Raw genomic sequence first — 16,235 nt, forward strand, 5'->3', positions numbered from 1 at the left:
GGTGCTCAGAGCCGGAGCTGCCCGTTAACCTCCCGGACGAGGTCTTCGGGGACCTTGAGGACGCGGCGATCGTAGGTCAGCAGCCCGTTGACCTCATCCTCCACATCCGAGAGTTGGGTGTAGACGGTCGCACTGAGCCCCCGCGCCATCGCCGGCGCGATCTGCTCGGCGTGCAGCCGCCGGAAGGCCGCGCCGAACGCTTCGGCATCGGCGAACCGCTTGTAGCCGAACTCGCGCTCGGTCGTGGTGTGCCCGGCGACCGGCAGGCTGTAGCCGCCGTACTCCGACAGGACCAGCACCCGCCGATCCCGCCCGCGCCGGGGCACGCGGAACGGCCGGAAGTAGACGTGCAGGCTGCGCAGATCGCCGGCGCCCTGGTCGTGCCAGCCGCTGGCGTGGTCGACGGACCGCGTCGGGTCGAGCGCGGCCACCTCGGCGGCGATCCGTGCGGCGTCGAACTGGCCCCAACCCTCGTTGAACGGCACCCAGACCGCGATGCTGACCACGTTGCGCAGGTGCTCGATCGTCTCGCGCAGCTCGACGCGGAACTGCTCGCGTCCCTCGGCGTCGGCGCGGCCGAACCAGCCGTGATGCCGGTCGGACAGCCGCAACGGCGTCACCGCGGGCGCCGTCACCACCAGGGGCCGGTATCGGCCGCCGCCGTTGACCATGTCCTGCCAGACGAGGATGCCGAGCCGGTCACAGTGGTAGTACCAGCGCGCCGGCTCGACCTTGATGTGCTTGCGCAGCATGGTGAAGCCGAGCCGCTTCATCGTCGCGATGTCGTGGATCATCGCCTCGTCGGACGGCGCGGTGTACCACCCGTCCGACCAGTAGCCCTGGTCCAGGATGCCCGCGTGGAAATACGGTTCGCCGTTGAGCAGCAGACGCGGCGTCCCGTCGGGGCCCGGGCCCACGCCGAACGACCGCATGCCGACATAGCTTCGGACCGCGTCGTCGCCGAGGGTCACGGTCACGTCGTACAGCTGCGGATCGTCGGGACTCCATCGCCGCGCATCAGGCACTGGTACGCACACCGGGCGGTTCGGGGCGGCCGTCGCGGTGCCGAGCACCGTGTCCCCGTCGAGGACGCGTACCGTCGCGTGTGGAGCGTCCGGGTCGGCGTGCACGGTGATCTCGACGCAGTCGGAATCCAGTCGCGGCGTCAGGGTCAGCCGCCGCACATGCGTCTGGGGTACGCATTCCGCCCAGACGGTCTGCCAGATCCCGGATTGCGGGGAGTACCAGATCCCGCCTCGCCGCGTGCGTTGCTTGCCTCGCGAGTGGTGGCCGGTGTCGGTGCCGTCGCGTACCGCCACGACCAGGGTGTTGTCGCCGTCGGTGAGCGCGTCGGTGACGTCGCAGTGGAAGGGCAGATAGCCGCCGACGTGCGCGCCGACGGCGACGCCGTTGACGAACACCTCACAGGTCTGATCGACCGCGCCGAAGTGCAGCAGGACTCGGGCCGCCGGGCCGGTCCGGAAGCCGTCGGGCAGCCGCAGCGTACGCCGGTACCACAGGGTCTGATCCGGTCCCAGTTGCCGGCCGACGCCCGACAACGGCGTCTCCGGGGAGAACGGCACCAGGATCACCCCGTCGTACGCCGTGGGCTCGCCGTCGGCGATGCCGCCGTCGGTGATGGCGTAATCCCAGTGCCCGTTGAGGTTCAGGTAGCTGTCGCGGACCAGTTGCGGGCGCGGATACTCGGTCAGCACGTGGTCGGGGTCGAGATCCGCACCCCACGGCGTCAGCAGCTCGGTCATGCCGTGGCCTGCGGAGGCTGGTGGCGGCGGCGCAGCGCCACGATGGGCACGGCGATGAGGACCAGCACCGCGAGCGCCGCCAGGAAGATCGCCGGGGTCGGGACCTGCTTGACCACGCCGAGGTCGGTGTAGGTCTCCCCCGCGTTGCTGATGACGGCCGCGCCGAGGAACGGGCCGGCGATCATCGGCACCATGATCGCGAAGATCATGCGCAGGCCCTGCACGTGCCCGGCCCGATCCGGCGGCGAGTAGTCGCGGACGAGGGCTCCGATGGGCGCCAGCACGAGCATGAAGCCCGACATCATGACCAGCCCGGCCAGGATCACCGGTACGGTGCCGCGCGCGAAGTACATGGCCAGCAGCCCGGCGCCGTAGACGCCGACGGCGGGCACCAGGAAGCGGATGCGGCCGATCCGGTCGATGAACCGGCCTGCCACGATGCTCACCACGGACGACCCGATCAGCACCACGGCCAGCACCAGGGCGTACCCGTCGATGTCGAGGTATCGCTGGATGTAGATGATCAGGTAGGGCAGGATGACCTGGGTCGAGACGCCCCAGAGGCACCAGGCCGACAGCGCGAGATAGAGCCCCGGGTTGGCGCGGACGGCTGACGGGCGCAGTCCATGCAGCAGCGAGCCGAGCAGGCCGGACTCCCGTCGCACCGGGGTCGGCTCGTCGCGGACCAGGAACCAGGCGACCACGCCGATCACCGTGATCAGCCCGCCGACGATCAGGAAGAACGTACGCCAGTGCCCGGCCCGGGTCAGGCCGTCGAAGCCGCCGAACACGACCAGCATCGCGACCAGCGGCATCACCGCGAGGACGGACTCCACCCGGCCTCGGTTCGCCGGCCGGGTCACGTCGGTGACCCAAGCCTGGAACGCGGCGTCGTTGGCTCCGGAGCCGATGAACGACATCACGCAGTCCAGCGCGATCACGGCGACCACGGCCAGCAGCACCGCGTCCGCGCCGGGCAGGACGTCGCCGATCCCGCCGACGGTGATCAGTCCGAACCCGGCGGTGGTGACGCCCCAGGCGAGGTAGCCCACGGAGATGAACACCCGGCGGCGGCCCCGGCGGTCGGAGATCGCCCCGATCAGCAGGGTGGCGACGGTGGCGGCCACCGCGCTGGCCGCGACCATGGTCGCGATGGCGTTGGGGTCGCCGGACACGGTGTCGTGGACGAACAGGTTGAGGTACATGTTCTCGACGGTCCAGGCGAGCTGCCCGACGAAGCCGAGCAGGACCAGGGAGGTCCAGACGCGTACGCCGAGGCGGTCCGGCGAACCGGCGACGGCCGGCGCGGCGGCGGCTTCGGTGGCCGTGGGAACAGTCACGACCTGCCTCCATCGGGGTGGAACCGGGCCGGGCGGCCCGAACGTGAAGCGGATTCTACATACGCGACCCCGGAGTCGATCGCCGCAACGCACCCTGAAGGACCGCCTGCCCCAAAGCCGATTCCAGCTGCTCCCAGCGAGTGACGAGATCCGCCGTCATGGTCATCGACGTGTCGGGAAGGCGTACCGGTTGCCGGAGGGAGCCGGGGCGCCGGTCTGCGACCCAGCCACGACGGCCCCCTCCGGAACCTCGGTCGCCACCCCGGCACCGGAGTCGTGTCGCGGACCGGCAGGCGCAGCCCGCACGCTAGCGAGCGCCACTACAACTGATCTACAACTGCACCTGAGGCCCCGTCGACCTGGGCGAACACCTTGAGCAACAGCGCACGCAGTTGCTTGCGCTCTCCCGCGTCGAGCCCCGCCAGCAGTTCGCGATCCACGTCGGCCGCCTCCCGCTGAAGCTCGGCGAGCAGCTCCCGCCCCCGATCGGTCAGGCTGACCAGCACCCGCCGACGGTCCGCCTCGTCGCGGACGCGGTCGATCCGCGCGTCCACCGCGAGCTGGTCGATCACCTTGGCCATGTCGCTGACGTCGACGTTCAACCGGGCGCCCAGGTCGCGCTGCGAGTGCGGGCCGAAGTCGGCGAGGGCGGCCAGCACGGCGAAGTGCCACAACCGCAACCCGTACGCGGCCAGCCGGGCCGCCACCCGGTCGCGGCCGGCCTTGCCACTGCGTGACAGCAGGTACGCGTCGATGGCCAGCAGGGTCGGCGGCTTCTCCATGACGGCAATTGTAGGCGATACCCTATAGTGGGTTCGCACCCACTAATTTTGGAGAAGTGATGGACGCGCTGCACCCCCGCCTTCTGGTCGCCGACTTCGCCACGGCGTACGCCTTCTACGCCGCCGTGCTGCCCGAACTGGCCGGGGCGGACCTCGCCGCCGGCGGCCCGGCCGGGCCCTACGCCAGCTGGGACGTCGACGGGCAAGGACTGCTGTCCATGTTCGACGCGAAACTGATGGCAGCCGCGGTCGGCGTCGAGACCTCGGCCGATCCACAGAACTCTGTCATGCTGGTCTGCCGGGTCGCCGACGTGGACGCCGGAACCCGCACCTGCATGGAGCACGGTGCGTCCATGGTGGCTCCGCCGACTGATCGTCCACAGTGGGGATCGAATCTGCGTACCGCTCATCTTCGGGCGCCCGGCGGCGTCCTGATCGAGCTTCAGTCCTACTGAGACAGTTTGTCGGCGGTCTCCGCTATCTTCCCCGCATGTCCGTTGCGAGTTACGCGTACGCCCGGCCGTCGGAGCTGTCCGGCAGCGGCCTGGATCTGCAGACGTCCGGTGGTGACGCGGCGAATCCGCGGTTCTTCGAAGGCTTCGTGACCACCCCACAGCCGGTGGCGCTGGGTCTGCTCGCGGTGGCCGACGTGGCCCGCACCCGCTACTACCAACCGACCGCGCGGGCGAGCCTGGACCCGGTCGTCACCGGCAGCCGGGACATGCTGCGGTTCGAGTCGTTCAGCGGCTGCTGCGGCGTGTACGCCCGGATGGACGTCCTGCCGGCCGGACTCGACGGGCGTACGCCGGACCACGGCACGACCAATGTGGACGTGAACAATCCGCTGCGGCTGAGCCTGGCTCGGGTGGCCGGACTGGATCCGCTGCACCTCGCAGTCGGCCCGGACGACCTGACGGTCTCCACGATGGACGGTACGCGGGTCGAGCGGAAGGTGCCGCTGCCCGGACGATGGCTGCGGGGATTCGCCGAGGTGGCCGTCATCGCGTCCGGCATGGAGCCCCGGGCCTCGATCGGCGCGGCCGAGGCCGCCGACTTCCTGCGCCGGCTGCCCAACGACCGGAAGGTGATGTGGGTCGTCCCAGCGGGACGGTCGCTGCGGCTGACCTCCCGGCCGGTCGCCGGGGCGGTGTGCCTGTCCGGTGGCGCCCGGCTCGCCACCTTGCGCGGCCTGCTGCGGCACGCGAAGACGCTGACCGTCTTCGGCCCGCCTGCCGGCCCGGCCAGTCCTCCGGTGGCCAGCGCCTGGCTGCTCGAAACGCCGACGGTACGCCTGCTGCTGACGCTGTCGCCGGAGGTCTCCCGCGGGTTCTCCGGCGAGGGCGCGGTGCTGAACCAGCTGACCGGTGATCAGACCACCGACGACGCCGACCTGGTGAGCGCGCTGCTGGCCTGGGACCCGGTCATCGACGTCGACGGCCTGACCAGCGCGTGCGACCTGCCCGCCGACCGCGTACGCGCGGCGCTGACGCTGCTCGGGACGGCGGGACGGGTCGGCTTCGACGTGACCGAGGGCGCCTACTTCCACCGCGTGATGCCGTTCGGCACCGACGCCGCCGCCCGGCTCAACCCACGGCTGGCCGGTGCCCGTGCGCTGATCGACGCCGGCGCCGTCCGGCCGTTCGCCGATCGGGTCGAGGTCGACAGTGGTGAGACGACGTATCAGGTGCGGATGGCCGACGGGCGGCCCGCCGGCTGCACCTGCCAGTGGTGGGGCAAATACCGGGGCGGCCGGGGACCGTGCAAGCACCAGCTGGCCGCGCTCATCAGCGTCGGCGTGCTCGAGGAGGTCGCGGCATGACCGCCTCGGAGTTGGCTCCCGAGCTGGCGCGGGCGATCGACAAACGGTCCACCGAACTCGTGTACGCCTATCTGCGTACCTTGTCGGAGAAGGAACGCAAGGCTGCGTTCCCCGCCGTGGTCGCGTACACGAAGGAGGAGTTGCGGGACTGGCGCGGCGGGTATGCGGCCGTCGCGGGCCTGGCGTTCCTGGGTTGCGCCCCGACCGCGAAGCGGGCGATGACGGCGCTGAACCGCGGCAGCCTGCGGTGGCAGCGCCGAACGATCCCCCGGCGGATGGCCCTGGAGCTGCTCGCCGAGCGTGAGGTGCCGTGGCTGGCGGAGCTGGCCCAGCTGTGGGCGCAGACCTCGCGACTGTCGGACGTGGACGAGTGGAAGCTGGTCGACGCCCTCGCCGGTGCGGCGGGAGCTGAGCGGCCGCAGACGGCCGGGTTCGCCCGGGGCTGGATCGGCTGGGTCAACCAGCAGAACGACTCCTACGCGGCCCTGACCGCCGGCGACTATTCCGGCCACCTCCTTCCGCTACTGTTCGAGGACGACACGATGGGCCGCGAGTGGCAGTTCAGCTCTTCTGGCACGAGCTTCAACACCGCGCTCCTGCGCCTCGCCGGGGACGACCCCTCGATCCGCACGATGCTCGTCGACGGGTGCCTGGCCCGGCTTCTGCGCGGCGGCCGGCCCGGTGACCTGCGCTCGTTCATCGCGCTGTATGACGAGCTGAACGTCACTCCACAAGAGATCGGCGCCCGGGTCGCCGACTACGCCGGCCTCGCCGACGCCGACCTCGGCACCCTCGCCACACTCGCCCAACGCAGCCTGCGCCAGGCCGACGAAGCCGGCCTGCTGGAGGTCGACACCCTCCTCGACGTCACCGCGATCATCCTGCGGCGCAAGGAGAAGGGACTGATCAAGACCCAGATCAGCTGGGTACGCAAGGCGGCCAAGCGGCATCCGGCGCGAAGCACCGAGCTGCTCGCGTCGCTCGACCTGCCGGAGACTCTCGATCTGCTGCCGTCGACGCCGCCGATCGCGCCGACAGTGCCGCAGATGCCGGCGCCGATCACGACTCCGGCCGAGGTCGCCGAGGAGATCGCCGCGACCATGAGCGGCGACCGCTCGATGGTGACCATGGAACGGGTCATGGCTGCGGTCGTGGAGCTGTACGGCCGCGACCGGGCCGGTTTGATCGCGGCGATCGCCCCGGTCGTCGAAGCGAACCGGCACAGCCTTCGGTACTGGACGAGCGCCTTCTGGGGAGCGTACGGGGAGATGCTGGTCGACCTCCTCGAACCGCCCGAGCGCCGGTCGACCTGGCTCATGGAGGCGTTCGCCGACTTGCGGGCCGACCACGCCCTGACGAGGCCGCTGTCCGACTCGGAACGCTCACCGTCCACATTGCTGGAGGTCCGGCTGGCGACCATCAAGCGTTACCTGCGGCGCACCCCGGTTCCCCGGCTCGTGGCCACCCCGACGCAGACCAACGGCCACCTCGATCCCGAAGTTCTGCTTGGCCGCCTGGAACTGGCCGAACGGGACGGCTGGCAGCCGTGGCGCGCCGACCTCGTCCAGGCGCTGCTGCGACTGCCTCGGATGGACCCCGGCGACGGCGTACGCGCACGGGCGGGCCGTCTCACCAGCCCAGCCGGGCAGGCGCTCGCCCGCCACTTCCGCGACGGCCATCGCGATCCCGTCGTCACCGCGTACGCCCAAGACGGCCAGGACGGCCGCTACTCGTGGTACGGCAAGCTGCCGGAACGCCGGATGGCCGTCATGATGGAGCCTCCGGCGAACGCCGATCCCGTCGAGGCCGCGCTGTTCGCGTACCCGAGGCATCAGAAGCCGCAGAGTTCGCCGTGGATTCCGGGCTCCGGCGCACCATTGTGGACCGGTGCGTTCCCGTCGCATCGTGAGGTGGTCGCCGCCTGGGCGCTGACGCAGCTGGCTATGTCGGCCGACAGCGCCAACGCCGGTGGCGAGGCGGCGCAGATCCTGCCGCTGCTCGCGGAGAATCACGGGCCGACCGGTCCGGCCACCCAGCTCGCCCTCGTCTACGGCATGACCGCCCCGGGGGCTGCCGACCGGGTCGCCGCCGTCGACGCCCTGCTCGGGTTCGGCGCGGCGGTGGACTGGCGGGCCACCGGACAACACCTCGGCGACTGCGTGGCGGCCGGTTCGCTCGTCCTCACGCGCGCCGCGACCGTGCTCCGCGACACGGCCGAGGCCGGCGCGATCGAAACCGCGTGGCAGATCAGCGTCGGCGCGCTGCCGGCCCTGCTCGCCCTGCCCAAGCCCCGCGTCGGCACCGCCGACCTCCTCCAGCTCGCCGAACGGTGCACCCGTACGCTCGGCCGCCGGGATCAGGTCGAGGGCCTGGACACGGTGGCCGATCGCGGCGGCAGCAGCCAGTTCGCCAAGGCGGCCAACGGCCTGCGCGACGCCCTGGCCGGGGTCCTCTGACGGACCCGTCAAGCACTCGTCCCCTGCCTGGAGGGTCGGCCGGGCAGGGGACGAGGAATCATCGCGTCCGGCGAGCGTCGACCTCGATCTCGATCCTCATCCGCGGATCGGCCAGCCCGCACACCTGCATCGTCGCAGCCGGGCGTACCTCGCCGAAGCACTCGCGCAGGACCGGCCAGCACGGCTCGAAGTCCGCGGCGTCAGGCAGCAGATACCGAACGCGGACCACGTCGGCGAACGAACTGCCCGCCTCGGCCAGCGCCGCCCCGATGTTGCGCAGACACTGCGCGGCCTGCTCGACCACGTCCTCGGAGATGGTCATCGTGGCATAGTCGAAGCCGGTGGTGCCGGAGACGTAGACCGCGTCCCCGAGGACCACGGCGCGGGCGTAGCCGATCTGCTCCTCGAAGGTCGAACCACTGAGAATCGCGCGTCGCTCTGTCACCCCGCCCACGCTACCGCCCCTCCCCACCCCGCCCCCTCCCCGCTTCCGCCCCGCCCCCACCCCGCCCTTTCCGCGCGATCATGAACTATTGGTCGTGATCGACCGGCGTGTCGTGTCCGCAGCACCCTGATCAATTCCTTACGGGACTGATCAATGCGGGAAGGCGCGCGGGGTCCGGGTCGGCGCTTCCGCCCGATATGCCGCGATCCGGGATGCGACCTGGTTCATCCCGATGGTGTGCTCCAGCCGGTCCAAGTACAGGTTCCGCCGGGCCAGCCCGATCAGGTCGAACGTGAAGTACAGCGCCATCAGCGGATTGACGAACAGCACACTGTCTCGCGTACGCCGGGTGAAGCGCACGTCGCCGTGCCGTCCCGCCAGCGCCGCAGCGATCTGGCCGTTGACGATGCTGGGGCGCGACGGTGTCGTCGCCTGGGCATGCTCGACCGCGCTCCGATACAGCTCAGCTTCACGGGACCCACTCGGAACCGAGAACGCCCCGAGGTACGCGCCGTCCTGATCGAGGTCGGCGATGTTCTCCAGCACCTGCACATGGTTCACGCCGTGGTACGCGTCGATGCCGAACCCGATGCACGCCACGACCCGCACCGGTACGCCGTCGAGCCCGGCGACGGCGGCCAGGCTGGTCATGTCCTCGACGGGGGTGCCCAGCGCCGCTTCGTCACCCCGCAGCAGGATGTCCGTCCCACCGTCGATCAACACGATCGCGTCGATGCCGAGCAACTCGACGAGCGCCGCGTACGCCTCTCGCAAAGGCTCCACGCCCACCTTCGGGAAGGCGTACACGGTGGTGGGCAGCTCGGCGGCCGCTTCATTGCTCGCCAGCCATACCGCCAGGGACCGCTCCGGGAAGTAGTCGTCGAGCCCGGCCGTGGCCGGAGTCACCGCGGCCACGTTCGGGGCAGCCCAGACGCCGAGGTCCAGCACGTGCAGCTCGGAGAACGACAGGTTCGCCAGGAACACCTGCTTGCCACTGTCCCGCAGAGCCGATGCCAGCGGCAGTCCCGCGTACACGTCGAAACCGCCGCCGGCCCCAGCGATCAGGACGCGCTGAGCCGGATCGAGCGAGGCGAAGATCGCGGGCCGCTGCACCGCGCCGACGATACCGCGCCTACGCTCCGAGACGAACGATGAGAGAGCGGGGGCGGCGTGGGCTTCGGGTACAAGACCTCCTGGCTGGCAGTCCGCGACCGGACCGCGGCGGACATCGCCGACGCCCTCGGACTTCACGACCGGCAGTCGATGGACTGGGCCACCGGCGTGGACCTCGCCTACGGCCAGGGTGTCTATATGGCCTCACCGATACCAGGATGGACGGTCGCCCATAGCCGAAGGGATCTGCCCTTCGAGGCGTACGACCTGGGCTTCGCTGAATGGCTGGGGGACTTGAGTCGCAGCCTGGGCGAGGTCCAGTTCTTCGCCAACGAGCGGGTCGTCGGGTATCACGCGTGGGCGATCGCCCGCGCGGGCGAGGTCCTGCGGGCTTACTGCTTCATCGGCGAACAGGGCGAGATTCCGCTGTTCGTCGGCGATCCCACCGCGGACGAGATCCGCATCGGTAAGGGAGTGCTCGGCCCGGTCGCGGATTACGCGGACTGGTCGGACGACGAGGCGGAGGCTTGGTTCCGCACGACGCCGTCGGAGGAGGACGTGCTGCTGATGGCCGCGGCCTGGAGCTTCGATCCGAGCACCATCGACGACGCGGCCGTCACCACACTCGGTCTCTACGCCTGAACCGGTACGCGGACAGCGCGCAGGGCTCGGTCGACCGTTTCCTCGTTCTCACCCACCGGAGCCACGTATCCGACGACCTCCCGGACGGCGTCCTCGCCGAGCACCCGGTCGATGACCCAGGCGGCGAGGTATTGGGAGGCGAGGCAGCCGCCGGCGGTCGCGATGTTGCCCTCGGCGTGGAACGGCTTGTCGAGGACGGTGACGCCGCGGGCCTCGACGTACGGGCGGCTGACCATGTCGGTGCAGGCGGGCATGTCGCCCAGCAGCCCGAGGCGGGCCAGTACCAGCGCGCCCGAGCATTGGGAGCCGATGAGCTGCCGGGCCGGGTCGAGCGGCAGCCGGGAGACCAGCTGGTCGTCCGCGATGACGTCGCGGGTCTTGATCCCGCTGCCGATCAGCACGACCTCGGCTTCGGTCACGAACTCCAGCGGCCGCTGGCCGGTGACCTCGACGCCGTTCATCGACGTGACGACCGGTGTCGGCGTGGTGATGAACGCTTCCAGGCCGCGCTTGCGACAGCGGTTGATCAGCGCGGACGCAATAAAGCTGTCGAGTTCGTTGAATCCGTCGAAGGTGACCACGGCTACCTGCATGAGCTGACGATGGCCGACCCGGCGCAGTCGAGTCGAGGGCCAATCCGGCGACAGCGGCCTGCCAGGAGCCGGGCCGCGTGTGACCATGGCGGGATGACCGACGATGTAGTGGCAGAGCAGGTCGACTACTACCGGCGGCGGGCGGCCGAATACGACGCGACGGCGTACGGGGATCTCGCGGTCGCACGGCCACGCATCGCACGGCTGGTCGAACAGATGCGGCCGGCCGGGCGGGTGCTGGAGATCGCGTGCGGCACTGGAGTGTGGACGGAGCCGCTGGCCGCGTACGCCGACTCGCTGACGGCCGTGGACTTCGCGCCGGAGGCGCTGGCCATCGCGCGGGAGCGGGTGACCTCGCCGAACGTGACGTTCGTGGTGGCCGACGTCTTCGACTGGACGTCGGACGCGCAGTTCGACGTCATCTTCTTCTCGGCGTGGCTGTCACACGTCCCGCCGGAGCGGTTCGGCGCGTTCTGGGACTCGCTGCGGCCGATGCTGGCCGACGGCGGCCGGGTGCTGTTCCTCGACGAGCACGTGGACGAACGCGGGAAGGAGTCCTACCTCCGGGAAGGGGTCGTCGAGCGGCGGCTGTCCGACGGGAGCACGTTCCGCGTGGTCAAGCACTTCGTGGAGCCGGACGCCATGACCGCTCGGCTTCGCGAACTGGGCTGGGAGTGCGACATCCAGCGCGACGGCGACGACTGGGTCCTCGGCGAAGCACGCCCCCGCTTCTAAGACCGACCGGGTCCTCGGTGAAGCACGGCGCCCCTGAGACCGACCGGCTCCGGGCCCAGCACGCCCCACGAGTTGAGTCTGCGCCACGTACCGTACTGCGGATGGGGACGAGCACGAGCGCCTTCCGGGGCGCGGCCGCGGTGACGGTCGACGGCGAAGTGGTCTTCGAGTCGGCGGAGACGAAGACGACCTGGTATCGGCTGGCGTCGGTCGGCAAGCACATCTGCGCGACCGGGATCCTCCAAGCGGGACTCGACCTTCACACGCCGGTCGCCACTTGGCTGCCCACAATGGACGATCGGGTCACGCTGCACCATCTGCTCACGCATACGGCCGGGGTCGCGCACTGGCAGCCGGGCGTACCGGGGTTCGACATCGACGTCCCGATGCCGGTCGATGAGCGGTTGCTGCTCATGGAGCGGGCTCCGTTGATCGCCGAGCCCGGCGCCGCCTGGCACTACAGCAGTCCCGGGTACGCCCTCGCCGGCCGCGTCCTCGAAGTCGCCAGCGGGCGGCCGTATGCCGAGTGCCTCAACGCGTACGTCTTCGCAGCTTTGGGGGCGACGGCGATCACCGCCGGCGATCCCCCCGCCGACCGGACGATCGCCCAGGGCCACCGGGACGGGCAGCCGGTCCCGACGAACGATCTCACGAGCCTGCCCGGGACCAGGGACGTCTGGGCGACCGCAGCCGGGCTGGCCGACTTCACCACCCGGCTGCACACCTCCACCCTGCGCGGGGTACGCGACCTGACGGGGCACGTCGCGATGGTCACCGACGAGGACGGGATCACCACCGAGTCCTACGGCTACGGGCTCTACGCGGGGACCGTCGACGGGAAGGCGGCGTACCTGCACCCGGGCGACAATCCCGGCTTCCAGACGCTGTCGGTGTGGTTCCCCGAGCAGCGGGCGAGCATCGCCATCCTCGCCAACGAGGAGACCACCGACCCGCTGCCGATCCTCCACGATCTGGTCCGGCTCGTCCCGTGACTCCGGTGCCCGTCCCGGCTCAGCCGAGGCGGGCACCGACTGAACCAGGCCGGACGCCGGACCCCGACCGCCGGAACCGACCGCCGGAGCCGACCGCTGGAGCCGACCGCCGGACGCCGCCGGAACCGACCGCCGGAGCCGATCGCCGGTCGTCGCCGGAACCGGTCGCCCACGGAGCCGGAGTCAGATGAGCCGCGCCAGGCCGGCCCACGTGTTCGGGCCTGGTACGCCGTCGATCGGGCCGGCGTAACCGCCGAGGCGGGCCATGCGCTGCAATCCGGCGTAGGTGTTGACGCCCGCTACGCCGTCGACCGGACCGGTGTAACCGAACCCGCGCAGGACGGTCTGGACGCCCTTCCACGTGTTGGGCCCGAGCGCGCCGTCGATCGGCCCGGTGTAGCCGCCGAGCTTGGCCAGCCGTTGCAGGGCCGCATAGGTGTTCGCCCCAGGTACGCCATCGATCGGGCCGCTGTAACCGAACCCGCGCAGGACCGTCTGAATGCCCTTCCACGAGTTGGGCCCGAGTGCGCCGTCGACGGGACCGGCGTAGCCGCCCTTCTGCGCCAGCCGCTGCAGGGCCGCATAGGTGTTCGTCCCAGGTACGCCATCGATCGGGCCGGTGTAGCCGTATCCACGCACGACGGTCTGCACCCCCTTCCACGTGTTGACACCGGGTACGCCGTCGACGGGCCCGGTGTAGCCGCCGGCTTGGGCGATCTCCTGGAGGATCCGGCCTTCCGACGAGGTGCTCGGGCCGGGTGCGTAAGTGAGCGGGTTGATCCGCACTCCGTTCGGATCGATCATGTGCCAGTGCACGTGCGGACCGGTGGAGTTGCCCGCCCCGTCGGCTCCGGCGGCTCCGCCCGACCAGCCGACCACGGTCCCAGCCGCGACCGCGGTGCCGTTGGCCAGCCGGAACTGTGACAGATGCAGGTACTGGCTGCGGTATCCCTCGGAGTGGTAGATCGTGACGGTGTGGCCGCCGGTGCCGTTGTAGGGAGTGTTCTGAATGGTTCCGGCTCCACAGGCGGGCAAGGGGGTGCCGACGGCCATCGCGAAGTCGATGCCGCCGAGCGAGCCCCGGTTGAGATGGTCCTGCCAGGTGCCGGTGATCGGGTACGCGCTGAACGGGTTGTAGATCGACGGCGCAGCGAGGGCCGTCCCCGGCACGAGCAGCCCGCCCGCGAGCACGCCGCCGCCGACGATGGCGCTGCGCCGCAACAGATCACGGCGGCTGACCGGAGCGGGCGCCGATCCGTCGCCGGTGCCGCCACAGCAGGGTTGCGTTCGGTTGTCCTCGTTCATCGGTCCTCCCCAGCTGGAATCAATGCTCGATAAAATCAAGCACGCTCGATTTACTGGGGACAACCCAACGAAACCGCGGAATCGGCTAACCGCCGACGGACTGGGCGACCTCGCCGCTGCGGCCGATCTTCTGCCAGCCGAGGCGACGTCCGGCGAGGGCGGTCACCACCGATTGGACCAGCACGAGATACATGATCTGCCGGTACGCCACCTGCTGGAGCGGCAGTGCCCACAAAGGTCGTAACGGTTCCCGGTCGAGCCGGAACGCCAGCACAGCGGTGATCGCCTGCACGATCAGCACCGCGATCCACCCGGCCAAGGTGGCCTTCCGGTCGAGGAACAGCACCCCGTAGACGGCCAGGATGTCCAGCAGCGGGCCGAACACCGGCAGGATCACACTGAACAGCGCGATCAAGGGCAGCCCGACGCGGCCGAACCGGCCGGACGCGCCGCGCTCGACGACCGCGTGGCGGTGCTTCCACATCGCCTGCATGGTGCCGTAACTCCAGCGGTACCGCTGCCGCCACAGTTGCCGGAGGGTGGCCGGGGCTTCGGTGACCGCCTGCGCGCTCTCCTCGTAGACGACTCGCCAGCCCGCCCGCAGGACGGCCATCGTGAGGTCGGTGTCCTCGGCCAGGGTGTCGGTCGGCGGTCCGCCGGCGTCGGCGAGCGCCTGGCGGCGGAAGGCGCCCAGCGCACCCGGCACGGTCGGGATGCAGCCGAGCGAGTCGTAGAGCCGCCGATCCAGGTTGAATCCGATCACGTACTCCAGATGCTGCCAGCGGCCGATCAGGCTCGCCCGGTTGCCGACCTTCACGTTCCCGGCCACCGCTCCGACGGCGGGATCGGCGAACGGCTGGATCAGGCGCCGGATCGTCTCCGGGCGTACCACTGTGTCCGCGTCGATCATGACGATCAGAGCGTGACCGGCCATCGCGACCCCGGCCTTCAGGGCGGTGGCCTTGCCACCGCCCGGCACCCGCACGAGCCGCACGTTGTCGAGTTCCAGCTCGCGGACCCGGTCGCTGGTGGCATCGTCAGACCCGTCGTCGACCACGACGATCTCCACCGGGTGGGCGGAGGCGACGAGGGTACGCACAGTGGCGACGATCGTGTCCTGCTCGTCGTGGGCCGGGACGATCACCGAGACCGGCTCGGTCACCGGTACGCCCCACGTGAAGCCCGCCGCGCGACGCGATCGGCTGTGCCGGACGGCGACGGTGAACATGAGCAGCGTGCGGGCGAGCGTGAGGACGCCGACGGTGAGCAGCAGCACCCACAGCAGGCGCAGCGTCAGATCGGCGAGCCCGACGGTGTGCACGACCACCGCGCCCCGCCACCGGTCGTTCGCGGACGACGGCTGGTTCACCGGAGTCGCCAGCGAACCACGCAGCGCCTGCGAGACGGTGGCGAACTGGTAGCCACGGGCCTGCATCTGCGGGATGAATCGGTCCAGCGCCGCCACGGTCTGGGCACGGTCGCCGCCCGCGTCGTGCATCAGGACGATCGCGCCGTCGCCGCTGGGCGTCGCGTTCGCCACGATCCGGTCGACCCCCGGACGCGCCCAGTCCTGGCTGTCGGTGTCGTCGAGCACGGTCAGATATCCGGATCGGCCCGTGGCGGCCAGCACCGGCCAGTCCCGGTCGGTGACTGCGTCCGGAGTGGACGAATACGGCGGCCGGAGGATCGAGGTCTTCACCCCCGTCGCGTACGCGATCGCCAGCTGGGTGTGGGCGTATTCCAGGCGCTGCCGCCAGCCGCCGATCGCGCCCAGGTCGGGATGGGTGAAGGTGTGCACGCCGATCTCGTGCCCCTCGGCGACCTCCCGCCGGGCCAGGTCCGGATGACGGGCCACCTCGGAGCCGATGACGAAGAAGGTCGCGGGCACGTGGTGCCGGGCCAGCACGTCCAAGATCTGGGGCGTCCAGCGCGGATCGGGGCCGTCGTCGAAGGTCAGCACGATCTGGTTCCGCGGCACCCGCAGCGTACGCGGCTGGTCGCCGGTCGCGTCGATCACCGGCCCCCCGTCGTCCTTCACCGCTGCGGGAACCTGCCCGCTCGTCTGGCCCGACGGCGGACGGGCGTCGGGGGCGAACGCGGCATCGGTGTACGCCTCGATCGCCAGCAGCACGGCGACGACGCCGAGGACCGTGGCGGTCAGCGCCACCCGGACGAAGCGCGAGGCCACTCGGCGTACGCCCGGCCCGGGTGATGGCGGGGTCTGCGCCTTGCTTCGGCTCACGTAGAGGC

At 70.7% G+C, this 16,235-nt stretch carries 14 protein-coding genes; 6 read left to right on the forward strand and 8 right to left on the reverse strand.

Annotated elements, in window-relative coordinates; translation table 11 throughout:
- Positions 1 to 5 precede the first annotated feature (5 nt).
- The 3 genes from HDA40_RS12520 to HDA40_RS12530 all read right to left on the reverse strand — a co-directional run bounded on the left by HDA40_RS12520 (position 6) and on the right by HDA40_RS12530 (position 3,885).
- Positions 6 to 1,763 carry a glycoside hydrolase family 2 protein gene (locus HDA40_RS12520; protein ID WP_253755209.1) on the reverse strand — a complete coding sequence of 586 codons (1,758 nt, stop codon included), beginning with the start codon at positions 1,761 to 1,763 and terminating at the stop codon, positions 6 to 8.
- Positions 1,760 to 3,103: an MFS transporter gene (locus tag HDA40_RS12525; protein WP_253755211.1), complete on the reverse strand. Its 1,344-nt coding sequence runs from the start codon at positions 3,101 to 3,103 to the stop codon at positions 1,760 to 1,762. Before HDA40_RS12525 ends, HDA40_RS12520 begins: the two co-directional genes overlap by 4 nt.
- A gap of 320 nt (positions 3,104 to 3,423) precedes the next feature.
- Complete coding sequence (locus HDA40_RS12530) at positions 3,424 to 3,885, reverse strand: MarR family winged helix-turn-helix transcriptional regulator (RefSeq protein WP_253755213.1); 462 nt, start codon at positions 3,883 to 3,885, stop codon at positions 3,424 to 3,426.
- Positions 3,886 to 3,944: 59 nt separating this feature from the next.
- Between HDA40_RS12530 and HDA40_RS12535 the strand changes: the two genes are divergently transcribed.
- The 3 genes from HDA40_RS12535 to HDA40_RS12545 are packed head-to-tail and all read left to right on the forward strand — an operon-like array spanning position 3,945 to position 8,160.
- Positions 3,945 to 4,340, forward strand: a complete 396-nt coding sequence (locus HDA40_RS12535; protein ID WP_253755215.1) for a VOC family protein — start codon at positions 3,945 to 3,947, stop codon at positions 4,338 to 4,340.
- A 35-nt stretch (positions 4,341 to 4,375) separates the two neighbouring features.
- The gene (locus HDA40_RS12540; protein WP_253755217.1) at positions 4,376 to 5,704 is read left to right on the forward strand and encodes an SWIM zinc finger family protein; all 1,329 of its coding nucleotides are present in this window, start codon (positions 4,376 to 4,378) and stop codon (positions 5,702 to 5,704) included.
- On the forward strand, positions 5,701 to 8,160 hold the full coding sequence (locus tag HDA40_RS12545) for a hypothetical protein (protein ID WP_253755219.1): 2,460 nt from the start codon (positions 5,701 to 5,703) through the stop codon (positions 8,158 to 8,160). Before HDA40_RS12540 ends, HDA40_RS12545 begins: the two co-directional genes overlap by 4 nt.
- 58 nt (positions 8,161 to 8,218) lie before the next feature.
- On the opposite strand, the gene HDA40_RS12550 is transcribed toward HDA40_RS12545, so the two are convergent.
- Positions 8,219 to 8,605, reverse strand: coding sequence for a RidA family protein (locus HDA40_RS12550; protein ID WP_253755222.1), 387 nt, complete (start codon positions 8,603 to 8,605; stop codon positions 8,219 to 8,221).
- 150 nt (positions 8,606 to 8,755) lie between these two features.
- Positions 8,756 to 9,718 (reverse strand): DUF1152 domain-containing protein, encoded by a 963-nt coding sequence (locus HDA40_RS12555; protein WP_253755224.1) that lies wholly within the window; start codon positions 9,716 to 9,718, stop codon positions 8,756 to 8,758.
- Positions 9,719 to 9,775: 57 nt separating this feature from the next.
- Between HDA40_RS12555 and HDA40_RS12560 the strand changes: the two genes are divergently transcribed.
- Positions 9,776 to 10,360, forward strand: coding sequence for a hypothetical protein (locus HDA40_RS12560; protein WP_253755226.1), 585 nt, complete (start codon positions 9,776 to 9,778; stop codon positions 10,358 to 10,360).
- On the opposite strand, the gene HDA40_RS12565 is transcribed toward HDA40_RS12560, so the two are convergent.
- Positions 10,351 to 10,953 (reverse strand): DJ-1/PfpI family protein, encoded by a 603-nt coding sequence (locus HDA40_RS12565; RefSeq protein WP_253755228.1) that lies wholly within the window; start codon positions 10,951 to 10,953, stop codon positions 10,351 to 10,353. The genes HDA40_RS12560 and HDA40_RS12565 overlap by 10 nt on opposite strands.
- A 93-nt stretch (positions 10,954 to 11,046) precedes the next feature.
- Between HDA40_RS12565 and HDA40_RS12570 the strand changes: the two genes are divergently transcribed.
- Together HDA40_RS12570 and HDA40_RS12575 are read left to right on the forward strand one after the other, a co-directional pair.
- Complete coding sequence (locus HDA40_RS12570; protein WP_253755231.1) at positions 11,047 to 11,688, forward strand: class I SAM-dependent methyltransferase; 642 nt, start codon at positions 11,047 to 11,049, stop codon at positions 11,686 to 11,688.
- Between the two features lie 101 nt (positions 11,689 to 11,789).
- Entirely contained in the window at positions 11,790 to 12,680 is an 891-nt protein-coding gene (locus HDA40_RS12575) for a serine hydrolase domain-containing protein (RefSeq protein ID WP_253755233.1), read from the forward strand.
- Between the two features lie 183 nt (positions 12,681 to 12,863).
- On the opposite strand, the gene HDA40_RS12580 is transcribed toward HDA40_RS12575, so the two are convergent.
- Both HDA40_RS12580 and HDA40_RS12585 read right to left on the reverse strand, forming a co-directional pair.
- Complete coding sequence (locus HDA40_RS12580) at positions 12,864 to 13,985, reverse strand: peptidoglycan DD-metalloendopeptidase family protein (RefSeq protein WP_253755235.1); 1,122 nt, start codon at positions 13,983 to 13,985, stop codon at positions 12,864 to 12,866.
- A gap of 85 nt (positions 13,986 to 14,070) precedes the next feature.
- Complete coding sequence (locus HDA40_RS12585; RefSeq protein WP_253755237.1) at positions 14,071 to 16,227, reverse strand: bifunctional polysaccharide deacetylase/glycosyltransferase family 2 protein; 2,157 nt, start codon at positions 16,225 to 16,227, stop codon at positions 14,071 to 14,073.
- Positions 16,228 to 16,235: the final 8 nt, after the last annotated feature.

It is taken from the genome of Hamadaea flava, assembly GCF_024172085.1.
Classification (GTDB): Bacteria; Actinomycetota; Actinomycetes; order Mycobacteriales; family Micromonosporaceae; genus Hamadaea; species Hamadaea flava.